The organism is Paraburkholderia sp. J67 (assembly GCF_905220265.1).
Lineage (GTDB): Bacteria > Pseudomonadota > Gammaproteobacteria > Burkholderiales > Burkholderiaceae > Paraburkholderia.
On the sequence record NZ_CAJMZK010000023.1, the window covers coordinates 1 to 23,948 of the forward strand.

Genomic DNA, 23,948 nt, shown 5'->3' on the forward strand with positions numbered 1-23,948 from the left:
GGGCGACGCTAATAGACCGACAAGAAAACAAGGAAATGCCAAGAAATCTCGAACCGAGACAATACATTCCCACTCCTAATTTGTCGCAAAAAAATGCCTGAATTACTAAAAAACAACCGAATAGCAATCATCGCGATATCCCTAATCCTGCCGACAGGCATCGCATACGCCCAGGAAGGCGCGCCTAAGCAAGCAGCGAGCTTGAGATCGGAATCAGATCACCCCATCGCTATGCATCGCATCCAGAACCTCCGCGACTTGGGCGGCCTGACAGGTGAAAACGGCCTGACGATCGCCCAGCATCGTCTCTACCGCAGCGGCAACCCGGCCCTCGGCACGCCAGCGGACTTCGCACAACTAGACACCCTGCACCTAACCACAGTAGTTGACTTCCGCGCCGCGAGCGAAAAAACGCCAGCGGAAGCACCCTTCGCAAACCGCTACCCCTGGCAAGCCGACCCCGTTCTAGCAGGCGACTTATCGCCAGCCGCCATCGTACCGATGCTAAAACGCTCAACACCTGCGCAGATGCACGACTTCATGGTCGACCTCTACCGCCAGTTCCCGGACAATTACCAGCCACAATTCAGGCGCTTCCTTAAACTAGCCGAGGCTAACGAAACGATCCTGTACCACTGCACGGCGGGCAAGGACCGAACAGGTTTCGCCACGGTACTGCTACTGTCGGCATTGGGCGTCGACCGCCCGACGATCATCGCGAACTACCTCGAATCGAACCGCGAGAACGCAGCCTTCAACGCACGAGCGCTCAAACAATTGCAGCAAATAGGCGTCGCACCAGAAGTAGCGCTCCCACTGCTCGATGTCGACGCCGACTACATCGGCGCAGCAATGGAAGTCATCGACACAAGCTACGGCGGCATGCATCACTACCTTACCGACGTCCTCAAAATCGACATCGCCAGAATCCGCCGCAATTATCTGGTCGCAGCGCAATCAGATACACAAACAGAAATCCAATAAAAAACGCGGCATCGCGCAAAAAATCACGATGCCGCGTTTCGCAAAAGAAAGTGCGTCAGCGCTCGAACACGTGATGCAGCGCCGGCACGGCGCCCCCCTCCCGCACTGTGATCTCAAACACCTTACGCTGCCGGCTGGACGGCCGCACATCGGCCGCATCCAGATAGAACTGGCCATACCAGTCCCGCATCTGATACAGCGGCCCGTCCCCTTCGCAAAGCAGCGGATTGTCGATTCGCGTCTTGCTGTCCCAGATCGCCACGTCCTCGTAGAACGCCGCCTGCGCCTGCGCCACATAAGCGCGCGCAATCTCCAGATTCTGCTCCTCGGAAAGCCCCTCAATCTTCTTCACCATCACGCCATAGCGCAGCTCGAAACGATTCATGTCGATCGGCACATGGCAATTAAGCAAAATCGAATGAATCGGATGGCCGCCACTTTGCCCCGTCATCTCGGTGATGTGATAAGCAGGTCCGAAATAGGTCGACAGCGCGATCAACTCGTCGCCGCCAAGTCGCTCGCTGCGGCCCACCAGCAATTGCGTCGCCTTGTGGTCCTCGAAAAGATTCGCGAAGTAATCGACCGGCGCGGCATGCACGGTGCCGAAGTGCGCCATGTCCGAGATGTTGTCCACCAGTTCGCGGCAGTTCGTGCCGATCACCATCTTGTCCACGACCCAAGCCGACCATTCGTCCGACTCGCAGGCCGCAATCGATGGAATCGCCACGTCGTCGGTCGGCGCGCCGCCTTCGGGGTCGTGCCAGACGAACAGCAGCCGGTTCTGCACGCAGGTGTGCCAGGTGCCGATCTTTGCTTTCGGGGGAATGCGCTTGCAATAGGGAATCGACTGGCACTGGCCATCGCCATCCCATTGCCAGCCGTGGAACGGGCACACGAGCCTGTCGCCTTCCACGCGGCCCGTGGAGAGGTCGGCGCCCATGTGCGGGCAGAAGCCATCGACGATGCGGATGCGCCCCGCCGAATCGGCAAAGGCGGCGAGGCGGCGGCCAAATACGTTGAGCGTGTGCGGCTGGCCGTCCAGGTAATCGCTCGCAAGGCCCAGGCAATGCCAGCCTCGGGCGTAGCGTTGTACGAGCGGCTGGGCTTCGATCTTGTAAGGGCGTGCGGACATGGGGTTCTCCTCCTTTGAATGGAACGCGCGGCTCCTGCCACGTTAGACGCGCGCCGCGCTCCACTCATCGTCCCGACGGACTAGGGACCAACGAGGAGTGAGAAGGTGAATAAAACGCCCTCAGCCGTCATTCATCGCATTTGATGTCCTGCTTGCGCACCATGATGATCAGCGGATACGTGCCATGTTCGAGTTCGATGCGCGCCACCACGGTGGTCGTGTCCGGGTCGCTGTCGTCGTACACGCTGACCTTGTCGTTGCGCAGGTTGACGAGGCCCACGCAGCCGGTCGCGCGGCCATCGTCAGAGATCTGGCAGTTGATCTGATGATCATTGAAATAGTGGTAGCGGTCGCGCTCGGGCAGCGCGAGGTATTCGCGCATGCTGGCCGCCGCGCCGGCGATGCCGCTCGCCCGGCCGATCGAGCATTCCTGCTGCGGGGCCGCGGCGCTCGCGGTCTGGGCTTGCGCAAGCGGGCTGGCTGCGATAACGAGAGCGGCGAATGCCGGGGCAAGGAGAGTTTTCATGGCGCGAATCACGGTAGTCGAGGCGAAGCCCTCGATTCTAGCCGGATCGCGCCCAGGTGGACGTCAGGCGCGCAGCCGCCTTGATTCGCAGTGTCAGGATCTCGCCTGAACTACGGGCGCACTGCGCGGTGCGCTCGGGCTGCCTTGCGCCACGCGCCGCTCCGCTCGCTCCACGCCCAGCCACGCCGCCAGCGCGGGCAACAGAAACACCGCGCCGAACAGGTTCACCAGGAACATGAAGGCCAGCAGCACGCCCATGTCCACCTGGAATTTGAGCGCCGAGCCCGCCCACGTGCCCACGCCGATGAACATCGTCACCGCCGTGAAGAGCGCCGCGGTGCCGCGCTGGCGCATCGCCGCGCCGAACGCATCGGGCAGGCTCGCGCCCGCGCGCAACTCATGTTGCAGGCGTTCATACAGATAGATGCCGTAATCGACGCCCACGCCCACGCCAAGCGTGATGACCGGCAGCGTCGCCACCTTCAGGCCGATCCCCAGGCACGCCATCACGGCATTGCAAAGAATCGACACGATCGTGAGCGGCACGATGATGCAAAGCACCGCGCGCCACGAGCGGAACGTCACGAAGCACAGCAGCGCGATCGCCCCGAAGATCGACAGCAGCATGGCGATTTCCGCATCGGCGACGGCCTCGTTGGTCGCCGCCATCACGCCCACGTTGCCGCCCGCGAGGCGAAACGCCACGCCCTGGGTTTCGTCTTGGGCGGCGAAGCGTTTGATCTCGTCGACGATGTGGGCGATCGTGCGGCCTTCGTGGTTATCCGTGTAGATGAGCACCTGGATCGCCTGGCAGTTTTCGGTGTTCATGCCGTTGTCGGGATCGAATGCGCCCGCGCCTTGTGTCAGGCCATCGCTCGATCTCGGCAGCGCGGCCCAGCGCGGATTGCCTTCGTTGAACGCGGCAATCGACACCTTCGCCAGCGACGGCACGCTCACCACCGACTGCACGCCCGCCACGCCGCGCATCTGCATTTCGAACCGCTCGATCGCGCTCATCACCGGGTAATGGAGGCAGGCGTCGTCGAAGCCCTGCGTTTCCACGATCACGGCGAGCGCGTCCACGCCGATGTTGTACTGACTCGTGATGCGCGCGTTATCCAGGTTGTAGCGCGACGTGGCGCGCAACTCGGGCGCGCCCGAGCCGATATCGCCAATCTGCAACGCGCGCGAAGCCTGCGCGCCGAATGCGAGCAAAGCCAGCGCTACAGCGAATACGCCCAATGCGGGTAGCGGTCGCGCAAACACACCGAAACGCGCCCAGCCATCGGCTTTCGCGCCGCTCTGGCGCTGCGTGACACGGCGCTGCGCGCGCGCGAGCGCCCCGCGTTCGAGCCGCGTATAGGACAGCAGGATCGGCAAAAAGACCTTGTTCGTGACGATCATCAGCAGCACGCCGAGACACGCCGTGATGCCCAGCTCACGCACGATGTCGATACGGATGCGCATGATGACCATGAAGCCCAGCGCGTTCGTGAGCAGGGCCACGGTGCCCGGCACGAACAGCTTGCGAAACGCGTCGCGCGCGGCGTCGGTCGAATCGAGTCCGGTTGCGAGCGCCTGTTTCCAGGCGTTCGTCATCTGCACCGCGTGCGAGACGCCAATCGAGAAAATCAGGAACGGCACGAGGATCGACATGGGGTCGATGCCAAGACCCAGCATCGGCAGCGCGCCCAGCAACCAGACCACCGGCAGCAGCGCCACGCACAGCGCGAGCGCCGTCGTCCGCCACGAGCGCGTATAGGCGAGCAACAGGAACGCCGTGATCGCGAACGCGATGCCGAAGAACACCATCACGCCCGCGATGCCCTGCTCCACATCGCCCACCAGCTTGGCGAAGCCGATGATATCGACCTCGACGTTGGCGTTCGCATAGCGCGCGCGGATCTGTTCGAGTTGCTTCGCCACCGCACTGTAATCGAGCCGCTTGCCGGTGACGGGATCGGTCTCGCGCAGTTCCGCGCGGATCAGCGCCGCCTTCAGGTCGTTGCTCACCAGTCGCCCGATCTGCCCTGATCGCGCCACATTGCGGCGCACCTTGGCCAGATCGTCGGGGTTGTTGCTGCTGAACTGGCCCGGCACGACCACGTCGCCGCGAAAGCCCGCTTCGGTCACTTCCGTGTAGCGCACATTGGGCGTGAAAAGCGAGAACACGCGCGAGCGGTTCACGCCGGGAATGAAGAACACGTCGTCGGTCGCGTGGCGCAGCGCGTCCATGAACGGCTCGTTATAGATGTCGCCCTGGCCCTTCCAGCGCAGGCTCACGAGCACGGTATTCGCACCGGGAAAAGCGCTGGCGTAACGATTGAACACCTGCATATAGGGGTGTTCCATCGGGATCATCTTGTTGAAGCCCGGATCGAGCCGCAAGCGCGTAGCGGAATAACCGAAGGCGGCGGTGAGCGCCACGCAAAGCGCGAGCAGCGCAAGGCGATGGCGCATGATCGCGCTGGCACAGCGGTCCACGAAGCGCGCGAGCGCGGAGGTGCGGGGAGTGGCGGTCATGGGCGTCTCTATGTCTCTGGTCGTGCATGTAGTGCTGGCCTTGCGTGGCGCACTACGACGGGATGGCGTGATGTAGAAGTCGGCGCAAGGCCTTCAGGATGGCGCTTTGGCCACGGCGCTCGATGCGGGTAGCGTCCAGCGCGCGACACCCGCTTCACCCGCGACGAGCAGATGGCCCTGCCCTTCGTCCAGCACCGCGGCAAGGCTTTGCACCCCGCCTGCCTTGCGCACGGCGTAATGCGCGCCGCCGTCGTCCGAGGTGACGATCGCGCCGCCCTGGCCGACCAGCACGAGACGCCCGCCGGGCATCTCCAAAGCACCGAAATAGGAAGTGCCGATGCCGCTATCGACATGCGTCCAGCTTTGCCCATCGTCATTCGAGCGCAGCACGTTGCCGCGCATGCCGTAGGCCAGCCACGCGTGATCGCCCAACGGCAGCACGCCAAAGAGCGAACCCGCGTAGGGCGAGGTCCGTTTCTCCCAGTTTTCGCCGCCGTCGCTCGACACCAGCAGCGTGCCGGTCTCGCCCGCGATCACGATGCGGCCTTCGCCGTCGCCCGCGATAGCGTTGAGATGGCGGTCGCCTGCGGGGGTCTTTTCGGCGCTCCACGTTGCGCCTTCGTCGTTCGACACGAGCAACTGGCCGAAGCTGCCCACCACGAAAAGCGGCCCGTTCGCGCGCCCCCAGATCGCCAGCAGCGGGTCGGAATGGCGATGGTCGAAATGGACCTCCTGCCAGCGCTCGCCACCGTCAACAGTGCGCACGATCCAGCCGTCATGCCCCACGGCGATACCCACGCGCGGCGAGACGAAGAACACCTGAGTGAGCGTAGATGCCTCGTCGGGCGTGAGCGTCGCGCGACGCCAGCTAGCGCCCGCATCGTCGCTCAGCAGAATCACGCCGCGCTCGCCTACGGCGACCGTGCGCGAACCCGCTTGCGCGAGTCCGTTGATCTGCAGCCGGTTGGCGGCAATGGCGCTCGCGGGGAATGCGGGCAAAGGGCGCGGAGCGAACGCGAAGAGCGCCGCGCCCAGCACCGCCGCCGACATCAGCAAACCGGGCAGCGAATTTTTCATGGGGTGTCTCCTCGATGTTGTCGTGTGCCGACTTTTTGTGAGGCTATCTGTCAAGCAATGAAGCGCTAAGTCAGGCGGGAATCTCGAACAGCGCCGCCGCGCCCATGCCGCCGCCAATGCACATCGTCACGACGGCAAGGCGCGCGCCGCGTCGACGTCCTTCGATCAAGGCGTGCATCGTCATGCGCGCGCCCGACATACCGAACGGATGACCGAGCGAAATCGCGCCGCCATTTACATTCAAGCGCTCCATTGGGATACCTAATTGATCGCGGCAGTAGATCGCCTGGCAGGCGAATGCCTCGTTCAGCTCCCACAAGCCGATATCGCTCACGTTCAGCCGATGCTTCTCCAGCAGTCGCGGCACGGCGAACACCGGGCCGATACCCATTTCGTCGGCCTCGCAGCCCGCCACAGCGAGACCGCGAAAGATGCCGAGCGGTGCCAGGCCGCGCGCGCGGGCGCGTTGCGCGCTCATCACGACCACGGCGGCGGCGCCGTCCGAGAGTTGAGATGCGTTGCCTGCGGTGATGAATTCGCCTTGCGCCACCGTGTCGCCACCGCTCCAGACCGGCTTGAGCGCGGCGAGGCTTTCAGCGCTCGTATCGGCGCGATTGCATTCGTCGCGCGTAGCGCGCAGATCCTCATGGCCGGTGACGTTGCCTTCCTTGTCGAACAACGCGCGGCGCACGTGGAGCGGCACGATCTCCGCGTCGAAGCGTCCCGCTGCCTGTGCGGCCGCCGTACGCTGCTGGCTCTCCAGCGCGAACGCGTCCTGCTGCGCGCGGCTGATGCCATAGCGGCGGGACACGATCTCCGCCGTTTCGATCATCGCCATATAGGCGGCAGGCTGGTGCGCGAGCACGCTTTCCGCGCGCGCGCGATAGCTGTTCTTGTGGCGATTCTGCGTGAGCGTGATCGACTCCACGCCGCCCGCCACGACCACGTCGGCATCGCCGCAAGCGATGCTGCGCGCCGCCACGGCAATCGACATCAGCCCCGACGAGCACATGCGGTCGAGCGCCATGCCCGGCACGCTCGCGGGCAAACCGGCGGCCGCAGCCGAAAGCCGGCCGATGTTATAACCCTGGGTGCCCTGCTGCGCGGCGCAGCCCATGATGACGTCGTCGACCTCATGGCCTTCGAGGCCCGCGCGCGCCACGGCGGCGCGCACCACGTGGCCGCCCAGCGCAGGCGCCTCGGTATCGTTGAAAGCGCCACGGTAGGCCTTGCCAATGGGCGTGCGCGCCACCGAAACAATCACGGCTTCGTTCATCGAATGCTTTCCTGTTACGAATGAAATCGGTCTGAATCTAGAAGTAATAGCGGCTGATGGTGTCGGCGACGCAGCCAGGCTTGAGTTCGCCTTCGATCTCCACGCTCACGCGTATCCACGCCTGTATGCCGCCTTCGAGCGCTTCGGCGCGCAGCAACTCGCCCACGCCGCGCACCCGTGCGCCCACGCGCACCGGCGCGGGAAAGCGCACGCGCTCGCAGCCGTAGTTCACGCCCATGCGCGCGCCGTCGATGCGCACGATCTGCGGCAAAAAGTAATTGACGAGCGAGAGCGTCAGATAGCCATGCGCGATGCAGCCGCCAAACGGGCCACGCTTCGCACGCTCGGGATCGACGTGGACCCATTGATGATCGAGCGTGGCGTCGGCGAAGAGGTCGATACGCGCCTGGTCGATCGCGAACCAGGGGCTCGCGCCCAGCTGCTCGCCCACGGCGTCGAGCAAGGCCGACGGTTGTGCGAACACCCTTGCGGGCGCAACGGCTTCGTTCAGTTCGAGCGCGTCCATCATGCGTGCTGGCTGCTCACGGAGAGCACTTCGCCGGTGAGATACGACGCGTAGTCGCTTGCGAGGAACACCATCACGTTTGCCACCTCCCAGACTTCGGCGGCGCGCCCGAATGCTTCGCGCGACGCCAGTTGTTCGAGCAGTTCGGCCGGAGCCGACTTCTTCAGAAAATCGTGCAGCGCAATGCTGGGCGCCACCGCGTTGATGCGCACGCCGTGCGGCGCTGCCTCCAGCGCCGCGCAACGCGTAAGCGCCATCACACCGGCCTTGGCCGCCGCGTAATGGGCCTGTTCGGCCTGCGCGCGCCAGCCCAGCACCGACGCGTTGTTGACGATCGTGCCTCGCCCGCGCGCCTGCATATGCGGCAACATCGCGCGCATCATGCGGAACGTGCCGGTAAGGCTAATGTCGAGCACGCGCGACCATTGCGCATCGTCCATATCGACTAGGCGGCACGAACCGCCCAGGCCAGCGTTGTTGATCAGCACGTCCACGCCGCCCGTTTGGGCTTCAGCGAAAGCGACCAGCGCGCGCACGTCGGCTTCGTTCGAGACGTCGCAAAGCTGGCCGTAGATCGTGGCGAGACCGGTTTCCTCGCGTAGCCGTTCGACCGCTTCGTTCAGTCGCTTGGCGTGGATATCGGAAATGATCAGCGCGCGGCAGCCCTCCTCCGCGCAGCGCTTTGCCGCGGCGAAACCAATGCCCACGCCCGCCGAGGCGGTAATGAGCACGGCGCGGCCCGCGAGCAGTTGATGGCCCGCCACATAGGGCGGCGCGACGGCGAGTCTGTGTTCTGCGTTCATGCTTGACCTCGGGGTTCCTTCGGCATGCCGAGCCCGCGCTCGGCCATGATGTTGAGCTGGATTTCGTTGGTGCCGGCGTAGATGGTGTCGGCGCGCGAGAACAGGAAAACGCCTTGCAAACGGCTGCGTTTCGCGTCGCGGGCATCGATGAAATTGGCCTGATCGCCTAGCACGTCCATCGCCAGTTGGCCCAGTTCACGATGCCAGTTCGACCAGTAGTACTTATAGATGAGCGCCGATTTGTCCTGGGTGGCGCTCGCGCCTTCGGCGCCGAGCATGCGCAGCGCGTTGTAGCGCATCACACGCAGGCCCGCCCACGCTCGCGCGATGCGCGCGCGAATCGACGGATCGTCGGCCACGCCCGCCTCAGTGGCGGCTTCGATCACCCAGTCGAGTTCGCGGATGAATTGCATCTGCTGGCCGAGCGTGGAGATACCGCGCTCGAAGCCGAGCAGCGTCATGGCGATGCGCCAGCCGTCGCCGGGTTCGCCCACGAGATCGTGGCTTTCGGCGCGCGCGCCGTCGAAGAACACTTCGTTGAATTCCGCGCCGCCGTTCATCTGGCGGATCGGGCGAATCTCCACGCCGGGCTGGTCGAGCGGCACGAGGAAGAACGACAGCCCCTTGTTGCCGCGCGATTGCGGGTCGCTACGCGCGAGCACGAAGATCCATTCGGAGTCGTGCGCGAGCGAGGTCCAGACCTTCTGGCCGTCGATACGCCACGCGCCATCGGCCAGCCGTTCTGCGCGCGTGCGCACGTTGGCCAGGTCCGATCCCGCGCCCGGCTCCGAGTAGCCCTGGCACCAGAACTGCGTGCCCGCCAGGATGCCGGGCAAGAAGCGCGCGCGCTGGTCGGCGTTGCCGCAGGCGATCAGCGTAGGACCGAGCAGCCCTTCGCCGATATGACCCATGCGGCCGGGGCCACCGGCGCGTGCGTATTCCTCGTGAAAGATGACCTGATCGGCCACGCTCCAGCCGCGTCCGCCCGCCTCTACAGGCCAGCCAAGACCCGTCCAGCCGCCTGCCGCAAGCTCGTGCTCCCAGGCCTTGCGCAGCGCGGGGAAGGCGTCCTCGTCGCCTGGGCCGCCACGGTAGCGCAGGCAGGCGAACTCGCCGCTCAGGTGCGCGTCCATCCACGCGGCGATTTCCTCGCGCAAACGGGCTTCGCGCCCGCCCGCTTCATGATCGTTCGATTCGATGCGTGCGTTCATGCGTAGGCTCCTGCGAGCGACTTGTTGCTGGCAAGTCCAGCGCTTTCGTGATCCATCGCATGCCGGGCGAGCCAGTCCAGCAGACGCGGCGTTGAGCCGAACAGCGCTCCCGATGCCTGCGCACGCTTGAAATAAAGCTGTGGATCGTACTCCCAGGTAAAGCCCACGCCGCCGTGCAACTGGATCGCTTCCTGTGCGCAGTAACGCAGCGCGTCGTTCGCGCTGGCCTTGGCGACGGCGATATCCGCGAATTGCGCGGCCACGGGCGCGCCTTGCGCCGCATCCCAGGCCGCCGCCGCGCCGAGCACCGCCGAACGCGCGGCCTCCACGGCCACGAGCATTTCCGCGCAACGATGCTTGACGGCCTGGAACGAAGCGATCGTCCGGCCGAACTGCACACGTTCGGACGTATAGGCGAGCGTCAGGTCGAGACATTGCTGCGCGCCGCCCAGTTCTTCCGCTGCGAGCGCGAGCGCGGCGAACCACGCCGTATGCGTGAGCGCATGGCGCACCGTGTTGCCGCGAGCGATGCACGCCGCGCGCACGACGCTCACGTTGTCCAGTTCGATGCAGGCGAACGGCCGCGTGGCGTCGAGCGTCGACAACGGCGTGCGTGCGACGCCTGCCAGCGTGGTTTCAACCGCAATCAGCAATAGTTCGTCGCCGTCGCGCGCGGGCACGATCAGCAGATCGGCCATCACGCCGTCGAGCACCGCGTTTAGTGTGCCGTTCAGGCGATAGCCGTCTGCGGTCTTGCACGCCACGATCGGCGATCCATCCGCGTTGCCCGCTTCGAACGGCATCGTATGCGCCAACGCCAGCGCCGCACGCGTCTCGCCCGCCGCGATGCGCGCGAGCCAGCGTACCGGCTCGGCGGCCGCTTCGGCGCTCGCCGCGTCGTCACGCAGACATTGCGCCAACGCCTGAGCCGCCAGCACGGCCGTGCCGAAGTACGGCACGCACGCAAGCCTGCGCCCCAGTTGCTCCATCAGCAACACGAGTTCCGTCGCGCCCAGACCAGCGCCGCCCGCCTGCTCCGGTACGCTCAGGCCGCACCAGCCCAACTCCGCCGCGACGGTCTGCCAGAGCGCCGCGTCGTAACCGGCATGGCGTTCCAGCACGCGGCGTACATCGGCGGAGGCGCTTTGATGCGCCAGCACCTCGGCGGCGCTCTCGCGAATCAGCACCTGCTCTTCGGTCAGCACGAGATTCATGGCGTCAGCTTCCATAGACGCGTTGCGCCGGACGCGCCTGGGCGAGCAGCGCCGTCACGGCCTCGCCCACTTCGCCCGCTGGCCAGCGCGCGCCACGATCCACGCGCGGGCCGGTGCGCCAGCCTTCGGCCACGGCGATCATGCCGCCCGCCACTTCGAACACCTGCCCCGTCACCTCGCCGGATGCTTCGCTCGCGAGCCACACCACCAGCGGCGCGACATTGGCCGGATCGAACGCGTCGAAGCCACCATCCTCGGGCTTTTTCATCATCTCGGCGAAGACCGTCTCGGTCATGGCCGTGCGCGCCGAGGGCGCGAGCGCATTGACGCTGACGCCATAGCGCGCCAGTTCGGCCGCCTGCATCAGCGTGAGTGCCGCGATGCCGGCCTTGGCCGCGCCGTAGTTGGACTGGCCGATCGAGCCTTGCAGCCCCGCGCCCGAACTCGTGTTGACGATGCGCGCCGCCACGGGCGCACCCGCTTTCGCCGCATCGCGCCAACCGCGCACGAGAATCTGTGCGAGGCAGAAATGGCCGCGCAGATGCACGCGCATCACTGTGTCCCAGTCGTCCTCCGTCATGCTCGTGAACATGCGGTCGCGACACACGCCCGCGTTGTTCACCAGCGCGTGGACTGTGCCGAAAGCCGCTTGCGCTGCGTCCACGATGCGCTGCGCGGTGTCCATGCGCGTGATGTCGTCGGCGTTGGCGAGCGCGCGGCCACCCGCGCGTTCGATCTCTTCGCAGACGGCCTGCGCCGCGTCCGCGCGCAGATCGTTGACCACCACCGCCGCGCCTTGCTCCGCGAGCGCGAGCGCATAGGCGCGCCCCAGCCCGCCGCCCGCGCCCGTGACGATCACAGTGCGCCCTTTGCAGATTCCCATGCCTGACCTCTTTTCTCTTGCCTGTCTGCCTTAAGCCTTAAGCTCAAAGCCGTTCGATGATCGTCACGTTGGCGAGACCGCCGCCTTCGCACATCGTCTGGAGTCCGTAGCATCCCTGCGTACGTTCGAGTTCGTGCAGCAGCGTCGTCATCAGTCGCGCGCCCGTCGCACCGAGCGGATGACCCAGCGCGATCGCGCCGCCGTTCGGATTCGTGCGCGCCGCGTCATAGCCGGTTTCCGCCAGCCACGCCAGCGCCACCGAGGCGAACGCTTCGTTGATCTCCACCACGTCGATATCGGCCATCGACAAGCCCGCTTTCTTCAGCGCGTGACGCGCAGCGGGAATCGGCGCGGTGAGCATCCAGAGGGGATCGTCGCCCAGCACGCTCAGATGATGGATGCGCGCGCGCGGCACGAGTCCGTAGCGTCGCAGCGCGTCCTCCGAGACGATCAGCAGGGCCGCCGCCGCGTCGCAAGTCTGACTCGACACGGCCGCCGTGAGCGAGCCGCCCGGCACCAGCGGCTCCAGCGTCGCCATCTTTGCGAGCGAGGTGTCGGGGCGCGGCGTCTCGTCGTGCGAAAGGCCGAAGCACGGCACGATCTCGCGTGCGAAGCGCTTCGATTCAATGGCCGACACCGCGCGCCGGTGGCTCTCCAGCGCGTAGCGCTCCATCGCCTCACGCGAAAGGCCCCAATGGTCGGCGATGCGTTGCGCCGCGTCGAATTGAGAAACCGGCGCGTCGCCAAAGCGCGCTCGCCAACCCGTGCTGCCCGAAAACGGATCGCTGAAGCCAAGCGGCACCGCCGCCGTCATCGCCGAGGAAATGGGGATCTGCGTCATGGTCTGCACGCCGCCCGCGATCACCACGTCCTGCACGCCGCTCATCACCGCCTGCGCCGCGAAGTGCACCGCTTGCTGCGACGAGCCGCACTGGCGGTCCACGGTCACGCCGGGCACCGTGAGCGGCAGTCCGGCGGCAAGCCAGCAGGTACGCGCGATATTGCCCGCGAGCGGACCGATGGTATCGACGCAGCCGAACACCACGTCGTCGTAGTCCTCGGCGGGAATGGCGTTGCGCGCGACGAGTTCCTTCAGCACGAAGCCGCCGAGGTCGGCCGCATGCACCGCCGCCAGCGAGCCTTTACGGCGGCCCGTGGGCGTGCGCAGCGCATCGACGATATAGGCTTGTTTCATGGTTACTCCAGTTCGAAGGTACGGGCGGGTCCGATCGGTGCGCGCGCATCGATCAGCGTGCTGGCGACGCGTTCGCGATGGAAGGTCGCATCGCCCCAGCTACCCGCCAGCGCCCAGATGCGCTTGACGAAAATCTGCAAGTCCAGCTCCCACGTGTAGCCCATCGCGCCGTGCACCTGGATGGCGTGACGCGCGGCCAGTTGCGCAGCCGAAAGCGCGGCGAGTTTTGCGTGCGAGACGTAGAGGGCGCGCTGCGGATCGTCGGTCGCGAGCGCGCAGGCCGCGCGATAGACCACGGGCCGCGCAAACTCGTAGCGAATCGCGACATCGGCGAGCAGGTGTTTGACCGCCTGATACGCGCCGATAGGCTTGCCGAACTGCTTGCGTTGCGAGGTGTAGTCGATGGCGGCGTCCAGCACGCGTTGCGTGAGGCCGAGCAACTGCGCGGCGACCGCAAATGTGCCGTGATCGAGCGCAGCATCCAGCAAGGGTGCCGCGTCTTGCGCATTGGCGATGCGCGTCGAAGCATCCGGCGTCCAGTCCAGCGCGAACAGGCGGCGAGACGGGTCCACGCTTTCCACGGCCTGACGCGTGCCCGCCGCAGGCATCACGCGATGCAACTCGCCATCGCGCTCGCAGAGCAGCACATGCGCCACATGCGCATCGGCCACGTACGGATTCACAGGATGCGCGAGCGCCACGCGCGCGCCGCCCGCCGCGATCTGCGCGAGCAGCGTGTCGCGCCAGTCGCTCGCGGGCAGACGCGTGAGCAGCGCCACCGCAACGAACGCGGTATCCATGAGCGGATCGGGGCCGCCGAAGTAACCCCAGTTCTGCGCTAGCAACGCCCATTCCATTGCGCCCATGCCAAGGCCGCCCTGCGCTTCAGGCACCGACACGCTCGTCATGCCCTGTGCCGCAAGCTGCTTCCAGTGCGGCTCCGAGCGGCCGCTCTCGCTCTCCCATAGCTCGCGGATCAGCTCCGGCGTCAGCTCGGTCATCAGGAAGCGGCGTGCGCCATCGGCCAGCGCTTCCTGGTCTTCGTCGAAAGAAAAATCCATAGTCTTTCCTGTCATCCGCTTGATCGATACGATCAGGAATCCATATCGATAGAAGTCGCACGAAGCGACGTCTTATCCGTCAACGCATCAGCCGCGCGGCATCCCCAGCATGCGTTCGGCGACGATGTTGCGCTGGATTTCGTTGGTGCCCGCGTAGATCGGCCCGGCCTGCGCGAACAGGAAGCCATCGAGCCAGTTGCCAAGCCTCGTGCGATCTTCCGCGCCGTGCGGCACCACTTCGGCCTGCGCGCCCAGAATATCGAGCGCGGTCTGATGCATACGCAAATCCAGCTCCGACCAGAACACCTTGTTCGTACTGGATTCCGCACCGATATGGCCGCCCTTCTGCAAACGGCTCGCCGTCATATAGGTCGAGAGCGCATAGGCCTGCGCGTCCATCCACGCGGCGGCCACACGCTCGCGCAGCGACGGATCGCGCCGCGCCGCTTCGGGATGCGCGAGCAGCAGATCGCGCAACGCCTGGGCCGTGCGCTGGAAACGCGCGGGCGAGCGCAGCATCAGGCCGCGTTCGAAGCCTGCCGTCGCCATCGCCACGTGCCAGCCCATCCCCTCGCCCGCGAGGCGGTTTGCCGCCGGCACGCGCACGTCATCGAAGAAAATTTCGGCAAAGCCGGTCTGGCCGTTCAACTGGCGGATGGGCCGCACGGTCACGCCCGGCGTGTCGAGCGGCACCATCAGGAACGTCAACCCATGATGGCGGCTGGATTGCGGATCGCTGCGAAAGAGCCCGAACAACCAGTCCGCCCAGACCGCGCGCGTGGACCAGATCTTCTGGCCGTTGAGAATGTAGTCGTCGCCGTCACGCAGCGCGCTTGCGCGAATCGCGGCCATGTCCGAACCGGCGTTTGGCTCCGACCAGCCCTGCGCCCAGACATGCTCGCCCGAGGCCATCGCGGGCAGAAAGCGCGCCTTCTGCTCATCGGTGCCAAAGTCCATCAGCGTGGGGCCGAGCAGGAAGATGCCGTTCTGGTTCACACGCATCGGCGCGTCGGCGCGCCAGTATTCCTCTTCGAAGATCAGCCACTCGATCAGGTCGCAGCCGCGTCCGCCCAGCTCGCGCGGCCAGGTGACCATGCTCCAGCGGCCCGAATGCAGCGTACGTTCCCAGTCGCGATGCGCGGCAAAACCTTCTTCAGTGTCGAAACTCGGCAGCGGCGTGCGCGGCACGTGCGCGGCCAGCCAGGCGCGGATTTCCTCGCGGAAGGCGCGCTGTTGCGGCGTGTAGTCGAGCTTCATGTGCGGCCCTCGTTTGACGCGCCCGCGCCATCGAACTGCGCCGCGCGCTTTTCCACGAAGGCGCTACGCGCTTCGTTCGAATCGTTGGTCATATAGGCTTGCAGCGTGAAGCCCTGCTCCCAGCGGTATTTGTCTTCGAGGTCGCCGTCCTCCACGCCGTTGAGCGCTTCCTTGGCGAGCGCCAGCATCGCGCCGCTCTTCTGGGCGATGCGCTGCGCGAGTTCGAGCGCCGCTTCGCGCAGTTGCTCGCGCGGCACGACGCGCTCCACTGCACCCAGACGCCAGGCTTCTTCCGCGCCCACCATGTCCCCGGTGAAGTACATTGCGCGCACCTTCTGTACACCGAACATTCTTTGCAGATGCGCGCCGCCGCCCATCGCACCACGGTCGATCTCGGGCACGCCGAAGCGAGCGCAGGTCGAGGCGATCACGATATCGGCGGCCCCGCAGATGCCGATGCCGCCGCCCAGCACGAAGCCATGCACGGCGACGATCACCGGCTTCGGGCTGCGATGCACGGCGCGAAAGGTCGCGTAATTGCCCGCATTCACGGCGACGATGCGCTCGGGATGCGCCGCCAGTTCCTTGATATCGACGCCCGCGCAAAAGCCCCGTCCTTCGCCGCGCAGCAGGATCACACGCACGCTGTCGTCGCGTCCCAAGGCGTCGATGGCGGCGGCGAGCGCGTACCAGTCCTCGCTATCGAGTGCGTTCACGGGCGGGCGGTCGAGTGTCAACTCGGCGACCGCGCCGTGCTCGCCCACGCGGGCAATCGTCAATGCCGGCCGACGCGCACGATCCTGAATCGCGCCGGCTACTTCGTCATGGCTTGCTTGTGTCATGTTCCCCGTCCCTGAAGTCGTGAATCTGTCAATGCACGTCCGTGGCAGCCACATCGTGCAAGGCGCTCAGCGCGTCGATGCGCGCCCACGCTTCGCTCACGATGCGCTCGATCACTACCGCGCACGGTTCGATCGCGCCGATCATCGCTGCCGCCTGGCCGCCCGGCAGCACGCCCTCGTCTGGCACGCCGTCGACGATCGCGCGCTGGATCAAATACGGCGCGTTCGCGGCCATGAGCGTCTGGCTTGCTGTATAGCCGTGTTCGCGCAGCGCCTTGATGCCGAGCGCCGCCATCTGCGCAAGCGACAGCCCATTCTGGCGACGCCAGGCCTGCGCCGTGCGCAACGCGAAGAGCGTGCGGCGCAGCGGTCCCAGCGCTTCCAGATGCAGCAGATAGGGGTTGTCGATCATGCGTTGCGGCAGGCCGTCGAGCGCCGCGGAGACGCGAATCTGCGCGGGATCGCTGACCCCCACATAGCGTGCGAGCGTTTCCCTGGGCACGGGCGATTCCTCGGTCATCAGGAAGCGCGTGCCCATCGCGATGCCCGCCGCGCCGTAGCCGAGCGCCGCCGCCAGTCCGCGTCCGTCGAAGAAGCCGCCTGCGGCGATCACCGGCACCTGCACGGCGTCCAGCACGCGCGGCAGCAGCAGCGTAGTGGGCACGGAACCCGTGTGACCGCCGCCTTCGGCGCCCTGCACGGTCACCGCGTCTGCACCCAGTTCAACTGCTTTGGCCGCGTGCTTGGGCGCGCCCACCGTGGGAATGCAAAGCACGCCCGCATCCTTGAAGCGGCGGATCGTCGTGGCGTCGGGGCCGCGTCCGTAGCTCACCGCGCGCAGCCGGTGGCGGATCGCCAGATCGACCACCTGGGCTGCATTCGGCTGGAACATATGAAAGTTGATGCCGAACGGCTGGTCCGTGAGCGACTTCACGCGCAGGATCTCAGCCTCCACGCGATCCGGCTCGAGCGTCGCGCCCGCCAGAAAGCCGAAGCCCCCGGCGTTGCAAGTGGCCGCGACGAGCCGCGCATCAGCGACCCAGCCCATCGCCGTCTGCACGATCGGATAGCGGCTGCCCAGCAGATCGGTCAGCGGCGTGCGCATTGCAGGCGTGGTCGCGCTCATGCTTCGGATTCCTTTTCTTCTGACGGAGCGCGCTGCGATTGCGCCATCTTGCGCGCATCGTAGCCGCCCAGGCGGTCGCCGCTCACGAGTTCGTTGTGCGCATGCGCGAAGTGATGCCAGGCGAATGCGGCATCCATCGCCGCGCGCTTGCCCTGCAATTCCTCGACGTGATTGAGCGCCTGCTTGGTGAGCGCGAGCCCAAGACGCGGCATCGCAGCAATCTTCGCGGCCATCTCCTGCACGGTGTCGCCCAGAGCTTCACGCGGCACCACGCGATTGAGCATGCCCATCTGCTGGGCGCGCTGCGCGTTCATGCGCTCGCCGAGAAACAAAAATTCCTTGGCGATACGCGGATTCAGCTCATAGGCATGCGCGAAATACTCCACGCCCGGAATCCCCATGCGCACCACGGGATCGGCGAAAAACGCATCGTCGGATGCGACGATCAGATCGCACACCCACGCGAGCATCAGGCCGCCCGCCACGCACGCCCCCTGCACCATCGCGATGGTGGGCTTGGGCAGGTCGCGCCAGCGGCGGCACATGCCCAGATAGACCTCCTGCTCGCGTGCATAGAGGAATTCGCCGCCCTCCTTGTTCACGTGGTCGTACCAGAGCGACTCGCGCTCGAACGACACGTGGATATCGCGCCCCGGCGTGCCAATGTCGTGCCCCGCCGAAAAATGCTTGCCCGCACCAGCAAGGACGATGACCTTCACGGCATCGTCGTGCGCCGCGCGCTTGAACGCCGCGTCGAGCGCGTAGGTCATCTGTGAATTCTGCGCGTTGTGGTACGCGGAACGGTTCATCGTGATGGTCGCGATGCCGTTGTCGACGGCATAGAGCACCACGTCTTCGGTCTGCGCCTGCGTCTCGTGCATGATGATCTCGCTTTGCGTCAGGCGCGCCGGGGCGCGGGGTTGTCACGCAGGATCGACGCGCGCAGATTGTGCGGATCGAGCGCGCGCAGGATGCGCAGATCGTCCCCGGTAGGCGGCGCGGTCGTGCCGATGTCATCGGCCTGTACGAGCGCAAAGCCCGTCGCCGCCTGGACTTCGTCGAAGCTCACGCCAGGATGCAGCGAGCGCACCCGCACGGCATGCTGCGGGCCGCCGAAGTCCATCACGCAGATGTCCGTGACGATGGCGCGCAGGTCCGTGAACGCGCGCATGCCTTCGATCTCGCGCGCCGGGTTGTAGCCCACGCTGCACACCATGTCGACTTCGCCGTCCACGAAGGTGCGCGCCGTATGGCTCGTCACGAAGAACGAATTCGCGTGGTTGATGCTGTTGCCGGGAAAACCGCGCGCGCCGAGCAGTTGCGTCTTCGGCTTCGCGTAGTCGCGGCCCAGCCACGAGATATTGGCCTGACCGTAGCGGTCGATCTGCGTGGGCATCACGAGCGCGTGACGGCGGCCGTGCCAGACGCAGTCGAACACGCGCTCATACGTCATCCAGCCGCTCGCGGCTACGCGGTAGCCCGCTTCGCGCGGTCCCAGCGGCACGGGCGTCTCCACCAGATAGGCTTCGCCGTCCGTGAGCATGAGGCCGGGGTTGTAGGCCAGGCGCGCCAGCCCCGCCGCCAGGCGCGGGCCGGTGCCGATACCGGTGGCCAGCACTTCGCCGTCATCGCGCCAGAGCCGCGCCGAAGCGACGATCATCAGTTCGGCGAGGGAGTAATCCAAAGCGTCGTTCACGCTCGCTCCTATCAGAGATCAGAGGACAGGCAGCGGCAACGCCGCCACGTGAGAGGGACCGCCCGCGCCCGCGAGCCAGGCGGATTCGTCGGGGCCGACCACGTCGCGCAGGTACGCGGTGGTCTGTTGCGCATCGGTAGCCGCTGCGCAATACGCCTTCAGATGCGGCAGATCCCAGCCATAGGCCGGTGCGCAGGAGGTCGGATGCGCGCCGCACGGGGCATGCACCACGCCTGTAACGAGCGAACGCTCGAACGGATTGCGGCGAGCCGCTTCGAGATCGGCGCTGGCGAGCGATGCGTCCAGTGTCTCGCAACTCACGAAGGTGCGTTTGGCGGCGCGTGCGAACCAGGCGTCGAAGAACGGATCGGGACCGTCGATACGCGTGTTCCCCATCGGGTCGGCGGCATTCACGTGCAGCAGCGCGGCGTCGAGTTCGATGGCGGGCATCGCCAGCAATGTTTCGGCATCCTCATAAGGCGAGCGCACCGTGCGAAGCTGCGGCGCGTGGCGCAGCAGGTCCGTGCCCAGGCCCACGCGGGTCGGCAGGAACGGCAGGCGGGCCGCAGCGGCACGCAAACCCAGTTGGAGCAGGCCTTCGTCGAGTTCCCACACGTCGATCGCGCCGCTTTCGCGTGCACGGCGGAAATGCGGTTCCAGCGGAATCACGTCGAGCGAGACAAAGCCGAACACCACTTTCCTGACCTTGCCCGCCGCGCAGAGCAGACCCACATCCGGGCCACCGTAAGCGACCACCGTGAGGTCGCGCAGCGGCGAGCGCACGATCTCGCGCACGAGCGCCATAGGCTTGCGGCGCGGTCCCCAGCCGCCGATGCCGATCGTCATGCCATCTTCGAGCTGCGCGACCACGTCGCGCGCACTGAGGCGTTTATCGAGCGTTTTCATTCAATGTTCCGATCAAAATCCGATGCTGAAATCGTGGCCCCAGAGACTCACACGCGTCGCTTCATAAACGCTGTGTTCGCGCCAGTCCACTTCCAGGCCGCCGAAGCCATATTCGAGGTCGAAGCCGCCCGGCGTCTTCATGTAGAACGAGGTCATGCGGTCGTTGCAATGGCGGCCGAGCGTGGCCGACATCTTCACGCCATGCGCAGCCACGCGGTCGAGCGCGCGGCCCACGTCGTCCATCGAGCCGACTTCGGCCATCACGTGGATGCAGCCCGAGGGCACCGCGAGATCCATGATCGCGAGGCTGTGGTGACGCGCGTTGCCGCAATGGAGGAAGTGAATGCGCTTTTCGGGTTCGGCGGGATCGCTGGTAAAGCGCACGCGATAGATGTCCGAGAGGCCGAAGCCGAGCACGTCGCGCAGGAAGGTATCGGTGGCGTCGAAAGCGGGCGCGGGCAGGACCGTATGGCCCAGGCCCATTGCACCGGTGACAAAGCCAGGCACGCCCACGGGCGAAACGAAGCGGCGGAAGTCCGTGCGCACGCCCCAGAAGAATTCGTGCCGGTTGCCCGAGGGGTCGAGGCACCAGACCATCGCCTGAACGCGGCGCAGCGCGACGTCCTGAGCGCTGGCGCGATACGGTTCGATGCCTGCGTTTTCCAGCTTCGCCACCAGCGCCGCAAGGGCTGCTTCGTCCGCCAGTTCCCAGCCCGAGGCGAAATAGCGCTCCTCGTTGCCGGGCACGATCAGGTAGCGAAAATCGCGCTCATCCATCTTGAGGTAAAGCGCGCCGCCTGCGGCCTCGCGCGCCTCCATGCCGAGCACGTCCTGCGCGTAATCGCGCCACTTGCCCGCGTCCGCCGACTGCACGACGACGTAGCCCAACGCCCGCACATCGCTCATCTTCGCCCCTCCAGAAAACCCGTTGTAGTGAGGTCTATTCTGGCCGCGAGGAGAAGTCCCAACATCGTCTGTTGGGACTATGAGCGCTTATGCGCCCGCGCCTTCTGCGAGCGCTTCACGCAGGCGGTACTTGAGCACCTTGCCCGCCGCGCTGGTGGGCAGCGCCGGGACGATTTCGATGCGGCGCGGCACCTTGTAGTTCGCCATGTTGCGGCGCGCCCACTGCGCGAGCGCTTCTGCGTCCGCATGCGCGCCTGCGCGCAGCACGATCCAGGCGTGTCCCACTTCGCCCAGCCGCGCGTCCGGCACGCCCACCACGGCGATCTGCGCGACCGCCTCGTGCGCCGCGAACAGCCGCTCGATCTCCGCCGGATAACAGTTGAAGCCGCCGACGATAAACATGTCCTTGATGCGGTCCGTCACGCGCAGATTGCCTTGCGCATCGAGCGCGCCGATATCGCCGGTGTGCAGCCACCCCTGCGCATCGACGGCGTTGCGGGTGGCCGCCTCATCGTCGAGATAACCGCGCATGACGTTGTAGCCGCGCACCCAGACTTCGCCGGTTTCATCGGCGGCCAGCGCTGTGCCGTCCGGGCCTGCGATACGCAGTTCGACGCCTGGCATCGCGCGGCCCGAGGTGTGCGCGACGGTCTGCGCGTCGTCGCCCTGGCGGCAGAGCGTGGCGAAACCGCAGGTCTCCGTGAGGCCGTAACCGGTCAGCACGGTCTCGAAGCCCAGCTCCGCACGCATGCGCTCGATGAGGCTCGGCGCGATGGCGGCCGCGCCCGTCACCGCCACGCGCAGCGAACCGAGGTCAAGGCGCGCGAGGTCCGGCGTGTCGAGCAGCGCGTGATAGAGCGTGGGCGGCCCCGGGAGCACGGAGACGCGGTCGCACACCACGCGTTCGAGCACGGCCTGCGGGTCGAACACGCCATGCGGCAGTATGGTCGCCCCGCTGGAGAGCGCCGCGAGCCAGCCCGCCTTGTAGCCGAACGCGTGAAAGAACGGGTTGACGATCAGATAGCGATCGCCTTCGCGCAGCGTCGCGATCTGCGCCCAGTCGTGCACGCCGCGCAGGTTCTGGCCGTGCGTGGTCATCACGCCCTTGGGGCGGCCTGTGGTGCCGGACGTGAACATCACATCCATCAGCGTATCGGGGCCGACTTGCGCTTCGCGCGCGCGGAACGCTTCGAGCGGCGTTTGCGCGGCACGCTTTAGAAACCCCTGCCAGCTTTCGTCGGCTTGATCGACCGCGCCGTCGAACACGATCACGCGTTCCAGCGTGGCCGGCCGATGCGGTGCGAGCATCGACGGATAATGCTCGCCGAGAAATTCGCCGCAGCAGAACAGCACGCGCGCGCCGCTATCGGCGAGGATCGCGCCCGCTTCCAGTCCCTTCATGCGCGTGTTCACGGGCACGAGCGCCGCGCCCGCGCTCTGGATCGCCAATGCCGCGACGATCCATTCGGCCACGTTGGGCGCCCAGATCGCCACGCGCTCGCCGGGCGCGACGCCGCAGGCCATCAGCGCGCGCGCCGCTTCGATACGCGCGGCATCGAGTTGCGCGTAGCTCAGACTCAGCGCTTCGGATTCGATCGCCATGCGCGCGCCGTAGCGCGCCGCGCCGCGTGCGATCAGCGCGGGCGTCGTGAGGATGTCGTGGGGCGTCATGCCAGAAACTCCAGAAAGACAAGCGCCGCCGCGCGAATCGCAGCGGCGGCGCCGGGGTATCGAACCATGCAGGCGATGCCTGCTAATCGGGAAACACGATGCGGATCGCCGCGCTCGCGGGCTTGGCGCTGCACGCGAGCGTCCAGCCTGCCGCGCGTTCTTCGTCGTCGAGCGACGCGTTGGGGTCGAGCGTCACCTCGCCCGCTTCCACGCGGCACATGCAGGCGCCGCACAGGCCGCTGCGGCACGAACTGGGCGGCGCCAGACCGGCGCGCTCCATCGCGTCGAGCAAGGTTTCATCGGGTTCGCAGGTGAAGCGATGACTCGCACCATCGAGTTGCGTTTCGATTTCCGCGCTTGTTGCATTCGCGTGGCTTTCGATCGTGGCTTCAGACGTTGCGCGCGCAACTGGCTTCGTGAGATCCGGCAGCGAAACAAAACGTTCGACGTGAATCTTCGCGCGCGGCAAGCCCAGCGCGAGCATCGCCGCCAGTGCGCTTTCCATGAACAGCGCTGGGCCGCAAATAAAGCATTCCTGGCGGCTCCACGGCCGCGCCAGCTCTTCCAGATGGCGCTGCTGCGGCACGCCCTGCACGCTGTCGAGCCAATGAATCACGCGCAACCTGCCAGGATGCCGCTGCGCCAGTTCGCGTAACGCCGCACCGAAGATCACCGACGATTCATCGCGGTTCGCGTAGATCAGCGTAAGCATGCCGCGCCCGCTCACGAGCGCCGCCTTCAGGATCGACAGCACCGGCGTAATGCCGCTGCCGCCTGCGAACAACAGCAAATCGTCGTCGAGCGAGCGCGGCGTGAAGACGCCCGCGGGCGCCATCACGTCGAGCTCGTCGCCGGGCTGCACGGCGTCGCACAGCCAGTTCGACGCGCGCCCGTCGCGCACGCGCTTGACCGTGATCTTCGGCGCCGCGTCCACGCCCGGCGCACTCGATAGCGAGTAACAGCGCTGCAGCGACACCTCCCCGTGCGGCAGGCGCAGCGTGAGAAACTGCCCCGGCCGGTAGGCGAACGCCGGCGCGAGCGCGCCGGGCAACTCGAACACGAACGAACGCGCCTCGGCGCTTTCAGCAATCACCTCGGCCACGCGCAGCCGATGAAAACGCGTCGGGGTCATG

The 23,948-nt window shown here is 66.2% G+C and carries 22 protein-coding genes; 1 reads left to right on the top strand and 21 read right to left on the bottom strand.

Annotation, left to right across the window (positions count from 1 at the left end; all coding sequences use genetic code 11):
• The first annotated feature begins 93 nt into the window (after positions 1-93).
• Complete coding sequence (locus U5782_RS30345; RefSeq protein WP_322047561.1) at positions 94-984, top strand: tyrosine-protein phosphatase; 891 nt, start codon at positions 94-96, stop codon at positions 982-984.
• Between the two features lie 55 nt (positions 985-1,039).
• Here U5782_RS30345 and U5782_RS30350 read toward each other — a convergent pair whose 3' ends face one another.
• The 21 genes from U5782_RS30350 to U5782_RS30450 form a co-directional block, all read right to left on the bottom strand.
• Positions 1,040-2,116 carry a Rieske 2Fe-2S domain-containing protein gene (locus U5782_RS30350; RefSeq protein ID WP_322047562.1) on the bottom strand — a complete coding sequence of 359 codons (1,077 nt, stop codon included), beginning with the start codon at positions 2,114-2,116 and terminating at the stop codon, positions 1,040-1,042.
• 127 nt (positions 2,117-2,243) lie between these two features.
• Positions 2,244-2,642: a hypothetical protein gene (locus U5782_RS30355; RefSeq protein WP_322047563.1), complete on the bottom strand. Its 399-nt coding sequence runs from the start codon at positions 2,640-2,642 to the stop codon at positions 2,244-2,246.
• A 93-nt stretch (positions 2,643-2,735) separates the two neighbouring features.
• Entirely contained in the window at positions 2,736-5,165 is a 2,430-nt protein-coding gene (locus tag U5782_RS30360; RefSeq protein ID WP_322047564.1) for an efflux RND transporter permease subunit, read from the bottom strand.
• Positions 5,166-5,258: 93 nt separating this feature from the next.
• Positions 5,259-6,242 (bottom strand): WD40/YVTN/BNR-like repeat-containing protein, encoded by a 984-nt coding sequence (locus tag U5782_RS30365; RefSeq protein WP_322047565.1) that lies wholly within the window; start codon positions 6,240-6,242, stop codon positions 5,259-5,261.
• A gap of 70 nt (positions 6,243-6,312) precedes the next feature.
• Entirely contained in the window at positions 6,313-7,518 is a 1,206-nt protein-coding gene (locus U5782_RS30370; RefSeq protein ID WP_322047566.1) for an acetyl-CoA C-acyltransferase, read from the bottom strand.
• A 37-nt stretch (positions 7,519-7,555) separates the two neighbouring features.
• Positions 7,556-8,047, bottom strand: coding sequence for a MaoC family dehydratase (locus U5782_RS30375; RefSeq protein WP_322047567.1), 492 nt, complete (start codon positions 8,045-8,047; stop codon positions 7,556-7,558).
• Positions 8,044-8,847: an SDR family oxidoreductase gene (locus tag U5782_RS30380; RefSeq protein WP_322047568.1), complete on the bottom strand. Its 804-nt coding sequence runs from the start codon at positions 8,845-8,847 to the stop codon at positions 8,044-8,046. The genes U5782_RS30375 and U5782_RS30380 overlap by 4 nt, the downstream gene beginning before the upstream one ends.
• Complete coding sequence (locus tag U5782_RS30385; RefSeq protein ID WP_322047569.1) at positions 8,844-10,058, bottom strand: acyl-CoA dehydrogenase family protein; 1,215 nt, start codon at positions 10,056-10,058, stop codon at positions 8,844-8,846. Before U5782_RS30385 ends, U5782_RS30380 begins: the two co-directional genes overlap by 4 nt.
• Positions 10,055-11,272 (bottom strand): acyl-CoA dehydrogenase family protein, encoded by a 1,218-nt coding sequence (locus U5782_RS30390; protein WP_322047570.1) that lies wholly within the window; start codon positions 11,270-11,272, stop codon positions 10,055-10,057. The genes U5782_RS30385 and U5782_RS30390 overlap by 4 nt, the downstream gene beginning before the upstream one ends.
• A gap of 4 nt (positions 11,273-11,276) precedes the next feature.
• A complete protein-coding gene (locus U5782_RS30395) occupies positions 11,277-12,155 on the bottom strand; it encodes an SDR family oxidoreductase (RefSeq protein WP_322047571.1) in 879 nt (292 codons plus the stop codon).
• Positions 12,156-12,198: 43 nt separating this feature from the next.
• Positions 12,199-13,350: an acetyl-CoA C-acetyltransferase gene (locus U5782_RS30400; RefSeq protein WP_322047572.1), complete on the bottom strand. Its 1,152-nt coding sequence runs from the start codon at positions 13,348-13,350 to the stop codon at positions 12,199-12,201.
• 2 nt (positions 13,351-13,352) lie between these two features.
• Positions 13,353-14,411, bottom strand: a complete 1,059-nt coding sequence (locus U5782_RS30405) for an acyl-CoA dehydrogenase family protein (protein WP_322047573.1) — start codon at positions 14,409-14,411, stop codon at positions 13,353-13,355.
• Positions 14,412-14,498: 87 nt separating this feature from the next.
• Complete coding sequence (locus U5782_RS30410) at positions 14,499-15,668, bottom strand: acyl-CoA dehydrogenase family protein (RefSeq protein ID WP_322047574.1); 1,170 nt, start codon at positions 15,666-15,668, stop codon at positions 14,499-14,501.
• Positions 15,665-16,510 carry an enoyl-CoA hydratase family protein gene (locus tag U5782_RS30415; RefSeq protein WP_322047575.1) on the bottom strand — a complete coding sequence of 282 codons (846 nt, stop codon included), beginning with the start codon at positions 16,508-16,510 and terminating at the stop codon, positions 15,665-15,667. The genes U5782_RS30410 and U5782_RS30415 overlap by 4 nt, the downstream gene beginning before the upstream one ends.
• 28 nt (positions 16,511-16,538) lie before the next feature.
• Complete coding sequence (locus U5782_RS30420; RefSeq protein ID WP_322047576.1) at positions 16,539-17,636, bottom strand: nitronate monooxygenase; 1,098 nt, start codon at positions 17,634-17,636, stop codon at positions 16,539-16,541.
• On the bottom strand, positions 17,633-18,517 hold the full coding sequence (locus U5782_RS30425) for an enoyl-CoA hydratase (protein WP_322047577.1): 885 nt from the start codon (positions 18,515-18,517) through the stop codon (positions 17,633-17,635). The genes U5782_RS30420 and U5782_RS30425 overlap by 4 nt, the downstream gene beginning before the upstream one ends.
• 17 nt (positions 18,518-18,534) lie before the next feature.
• Entirely contained in the window at positions 18,535-19,296 is a 762-nt protein-coding gene (locus U5782_RS30430; RefSeq protein WP_415914435.1) for a CoA-transferase subunit beta, read from the bottom strand.
• Between the two features lie 54 nt (positions 19,297-19,350).
• The gene (locus U5782_RS30435; RefSeq protein ID WP_322047579.1) at positions 19,351-20,238 is read right to left on the bottom strand and encodes a CoA transferase subunit A; all 888 of its coding nucleotides are present in this window, start codon (positions 20,236-20,238) and stop codon (positions 19,351-19,353) included.
• A 12-nt stretch (positions 20,239-20,250) separates the two neighbouring features.
• Positions 20,251-21,144 (bottom strand): VOC family protein, encoded by an 894-nt coding sequence (locus tag U5782_RS30440; protein ID WP_322047580.1) that lies wholly within the window; start codon positions 21,142-21,144, stop codon positions 20,251-20,253.
• 87 nt (positions 21,145-21,231) lie between these two features.
• Positions 21,232-22,815 carry a FadD3 family acyl-CoA ligase gene (locus tag U5782_RS30445; protein ID WP_322047581.1) on the bottom strand — a complete coding sequence of 528 codons (1,584 nt, stop codon included), beginning with the start codon at positions 22,813-22,815 and terminating at the stop codon, positions 21,232-21,234.
• 82 nt (positions 22,816-22,897) lie between these two features.
• A complete protein-coding gene (locus tag U5782_RS30450; RefSeq protein ID WP_322047676.1) occupies positions 22,898-23,947 on the bottom strand; it encodes a ferredoxin--NADP reductase in 1,050 nt (349 codons plus the stop codon).
• Between the last annotated feature and the right edge of the window lies 1 nt (position 23,948).

Bases quoted from the DNA above. Each gene is read 5' to 3' on its own strand.
- U5782_RS30345 (WP_322047561.1), top strand. From the start codon at position 94: ATGCCTGAATTACTAAAAAACAACCGAATAGCAATCATCGCGATATCC.
- U5782_RS30350 (WP_322047562.1), bottom strand. From the start codon at position 2,116: ATGTCCGCACGCCCTTACAAGATCGAAGCCCAGCCGCTCGTACAACGC.
- U5782_RS30355 (WP_322047563.1), bottom strand. From the start codon at position 2,642: ATGAAAACTCTCCTTGCCCCGGCATTCGCCGCTCTCGTTATCGCAGCC.
- U5782_RS30360 (WP_322047564.1), bottom strand. From the start codon at position 5,165: ATGACCGCCACTCCCCGCACCTCCGCGCTCGCGCGCTTCGTGGACCGC.
- U5782_RS30365 (WP_322047565.1), bottom strand. From the start codon at position 6,242: ATGAAAAATTCGCTGCCCGGTTTGCTGATGTCGGCGGCGGTGCTGGGC.
- U5782_RS30370 (WP_322047566.1), bottom strand. From the start codon at position 7,518: ATGAACGAAGCCGTGATTGTTTCGGTGGCGCGCACGCCCATTGGCAAG.
- U5782_RS30375 (WP_322047567.1), bottom strand. From the start codon at position 8,047: ATGATGGACGCGCTCGAACTGAACGAAGCCGTTGCGCCCGCAAGGGTG.
- U5782_RS30380 (WP_322047568.1), bottom strand. From the start codon at position 8,847: ATGAACGCAGAACACAGACTCGCCGTCGCGCCGCCCTATGTGGCGGGC.
- U5782_RS30385 (WP_322047569.1), bottom strand. From the start codon at position 10,058: ATGAACGCACGCATCGAATCGAACGATCATGAAGCGGGCGGGCGCGAA.
- U5782_RS30390 (WP_322047570.1), bottom strand. From the start codon at position 11,272: ATGAATCTCGTGCTGACCGAAGAGCAGGTGCTGATTCGCGAGAGCGCC.
- U5782_RS30395 (WP_322047571.1), bottom strand. From the start codon at position 12,155: ATGGGAATCTGCAAAGGGCGCACTGTGATCGTCACGGGCGCGGGCGGC.
- U5782_RS30400 (WP_322047572.1), bottom strand. From the start codon at position 13,350: ATGAAACAAGCCTATATCGTCGATGCGCTGCGCACGCCCACGGGCCGC.
- U5782_RS30405 (WP_322047573.1), bottom strand. From the start codon at position 14,411: ATGGATTTTTCTTTCGACGAAGACCAGGAAGCGCTGGCCGATGGCGCA.
- U5782_RS30410 (WP_322047574.1), bottom strand. From the start codon at position 15,668: ATGAAGCTCGACTACACGCCGCAACAGCGCGCCTTCCGCGAGGAAATC.
- U5782_RS30415 (WP_322047575.1), bottom strand. From the start codon at position 16,510: ATGACACAAGCAAGCCATGACGAAGTAGCCGGCGCGATTCAGGATCGT.
- U5782_RS30420 (WP_322047576.1), bottom strand. From the start codon at position 17,636: ATGAGCGCGACCACGCCTGCAATGCGCACGCCGCTGACCGATCTGCTG.
- U5782_RS30425 (WP_322047577.1), bottom strand. From the start codon at position 18,517: ATGCACGAGACGCAGGCGCAGACCGAAGACGTGGTGCTCTATGCCGTC.
- U5782_RS30430 (WP_415914435.1), bottom strand. From the start codon at position 19,296: ATGATCGTCGCTTCGGCGCGGCTCTGGCGCGATGACGGCGAAGTGCTG.
- U5782_RS30435 (WP_322047579.1), bottom strand. From the start codon at position 20,238: ATGAAAACGCTCGATAAACGCCTCAGTGCGCGCGACGTGGTCGCGCAG.
- U5782_RS30440 (WP_322047580.1), bottom strand. From the start codon at position 21,144: ATGAGCGATGTGCGGGCGTTGGGCTACGTCGTCGTGCAGTCGGCGGAC.
- U5782_RS30445 (WP_322047581.1), bottom strand. From the start codon at position 22,815: ATGACGCCCCACGACATCCTCACGACGCCCGCGCTGATCGCACGCGGC.
- U5782_RS30450 (WP_322047676.1), bottom strand. From the start codon at position 23,947: ATGACCCCGACGCGTTTTCATCGGCTGCGCGTGGCCGAGGTGATTGCT.